We start from the raw sequence: 2,381 nt of genomic DNA, 5'->3' as shown, positions 1-2,381 counted from the left end.
CGCCAGCTGATCAACCATCCCAGCGGCCTGCCGGAATTCGAATATTACATACCGATGGATCCGGGCCGGCAATGGACGCCGCAGCAGCTGGTCGACATCGCCTTCGCCTCCGACAAACAGAAGGCACCGGGCGGACCCGCTGTCTACAACAACACCGGCTATGTGTTGGCCGGCATGGTGATCGAGGCCGTCACCGGCCAGGCGCTCGGCGCCTATGTCAGAAGCTCGGTCCTGCGGCCGCGCGCCCTGGAAAACACCTGGTCGCCAGCCACCGAAGCATTCCCGTAAAGGTCGATGGTGCGCGGCTACTACCACCGGCCGCCGCCGGCGCCGGGCGCACCGACAGACATCGCTTCCGGCGGCGAGATGTGGCGCATGGACGGCGTGCTGCCCTACTCCGACGAATTGCAGGATTCTTCCGATTCCTTCCCATTCGGCGCCGCCTATGGCTGCGGCGACATGGTGTCGACGCCGTCCGACATGGTGAGCTTCATGCGCAGCCTGTTCTCCGGCAAGCTCTTGTCGCCGCCTTTCTTCGCCGAGATGTTCGAACGCCGCGTGCCGGCGAGCTTCCCGGGCACCCGCATGCGCGAGACCGGCGCCGGCATGTTCCAGAGCGCCTATGCCGACCGCGCCTTCTACGGCCATCAGGGCAGCATTCCGGGCTATGTCGCGGTCATGCTGCATGATCCGGCGACCGGTCTTACCATCGCCATGACCAGCAATGTCGGCTCCGGCAACCGCCTGTCCTTCCAGGCCAGCGGCCTGCATCCCGTGGTGGATCAGGCGATCCGGATCATTCTGGAGCAGCCAAGCCGGGCAGCATCTGGCTGAGCACGCGATCTCGCAGAAGAACGTGGTGGAAGACGGCCGCCGCGGCGTGCAGGCCGGCCAGCCACATGAGGATGTCGCCAAGCGTGCCGTGGATTTCCGCCAGCGAAGCGCCGACGTCCCATGGGGCGAAAAGCGGACCGATCGGACCGAAGCCGTACACCGTGACCGGATGGCCGCCAAACCATGCGCCGAGCATGGCGGTCACCGGCACAGCGAACATCAATGCGTAGAGCGCCCAATGTACCGCCTTCGACCCGACATACATCCAGGCGGGCATGGACGGAGCATCGGGAATGCGATCGAACAGCCGCCAGGCCAGGCGGATCACCAGCAGCCAGAAAACCGCGAAGCCGAGCGATTCATGAAGCAGCAGCATCGAGGCCCTGGGCGCTGAATAAACGCGCGTAGGAGGGCCGCCTGCCGAGACCAGGAAGGCGATGAGCACGAGCAGTGCCGTCAACCAGTGGAATGCCTGGGCAAGGCTTCCGTAGCGAGTTGTGGTACCGGACAGTGACATGCAGCAACTCCGCGGCAGTTGCACAAGGCTCCCCGCGCCAAGCCGAATTTGCCTTTATTTAGCTGCGCCTCGAGTGAGAACGATTTATGGCGGAGCAGGTCGGGTCGGCTTGTCGCACCGGCTGCACAGCCAAGGCGCTTGAGACCCTTCAGGTTTTCGACCAAAATACCGCCGCCGCCCCCGCGACGATCTCCGCATTGTCCAGCGCAACCTTTCCATCGGGAAGCGTCCTGCCGTCTTCCAGTCCGACCCGCGTCGACCAGCGCCTTCGATGCGCGAGCTCCACGAACGGCCAGACCGTGGCATCGGCGCCGTGCAGCAGGATCGGCCGCCGCACCCCGGCGCGGTCCAGCGCGGCGGCGATGCCGTGCGCCTCGGCGAGTGCGGCGGGCAATTCCTGTATGTCGATCTCGATCAGGATGCGCAGCACCCGGCCGTGATCGGCAAGACTGACGAACCGCTGGGCATCTTCCGTTGTGGCAAGGCCGGCCTCGATGCCGACGCCGCGCTGGCGCAAAAGCTCCATCACGCCGGGCGCGTCGGCCTCCGAAAGATTGACCGAGGCATAGTCGGGCAGTTCGCGCCAGCCGGCGATCGCCGCGCGGGTGCGCTCGACGTCATTCTCGATCCAGGCGCCTGTCGACACGCCGATCAGCGTGCCGGGACAGGCCCGGCGCACCGCCAGCACGGTCGCGTCCACGGCGGCCAGGCTCTCGCGCCCGTCCGCGCCGCGCGGATGGATGTGCAGCTCGGCCGCGCCCGTGGCGACGCAGGCGGCCGCATCGCTCGCCATCGCCTGCGCCGTCAGCGGCAATTTCGGATGAAAATCGCGCGGTCGTGCGCCATTGATGCAGGCCTGGACGATCATGGCTGCCATCCTCGGACAAGGGAGCCAGCACTCTAGCTGCGTGGCAAGGCATGGCAAAGAGTTGGGCGTTGTCTCTCCTGACAGCGCCAGCCTCGCCCTTCTTGCCGGAATCCCCCGGCATTTGAATAAAATCCGCCTGTGGATATTTACCCTGTGTTCCGC

The 2,381-nt window shown here is 65.8% G+C and carries 4 protein-coding genes; 2 read left to right on the top strand and 2 right to left on the bottom strand.

Annotated elements, in window-relative coordinates:
- Positions 1 to 288: serine hydrolase domain-containing protein (locus tag FJ980_RS35990; protein WP_348640670.1), on the top strand; the 288-nt coding region annotated here is incomplete at its 5' end.
- Positions 289 to 294: 6 nt separating this feature from the next.
- Positions 295 to 834, top strand: coding sequence for a serine hydrolase domain-containing protein (locus FJ980_RS29800; RefSeq protein ID WP_348640669.1), 540 nt, complete (start codon positions 295 to 297; stop codon positions 832 to 834).
- On the opposite strand, the gene FJ980_RS29795 is transcribed toward FJ980_RS29800, so the two are convergent.
- Both FJ980_RS29795 and FJ980_RS29790 read right to left on the bottom strand, forming a co-directional pair.
- Positions 797 to 1,351, bottom strand: a complete 555-nt coding sequence (locus tag FJ980_RS29795; RefSeq protein WP_140500038.1) for a cytochrome b — start codon at positions 1,349 to 1,351, stop codon at positions 797 to 799. The two genes, FJ980_RS29800 and FJ980_RS29795, sit on opposite strands and share 38 nt — an antisense overlap.
- Before the next feature lie 148 nt (positions 1,352 to 1,499).
- Positions 1,500 to 2,219 (bottom strand): 3-keto-5-aminohexanoate cleavage protein, encoded by a 720-nt coding sequence (locus tag FJ980_RS29790; RefSeq protein ID WP_140547201.1) that lies wholly within the window; start codon positions 2,217 to 2,219, stop codon positions 1,500 to 1,502.
- Between the last annotated feature and the right edge of the window lie 162 nt (positions 2,220 to 2,381).

Origin of the sequence: Mesorhizobium sp. B1-1-5, assembly GCF_006443065.1 — a bacterium.
Lineage (GTDB): Bacteria > Pseudomonadota > Alphaproteobacteria > Rhizobiales > Rhizobiaceae > Mesorhizobium.
The sequence above is the reverse complement of the archived record's forward strand: the minus strand, read 5'-3'. Positions and strand labels throughout refer to the sequence as shown.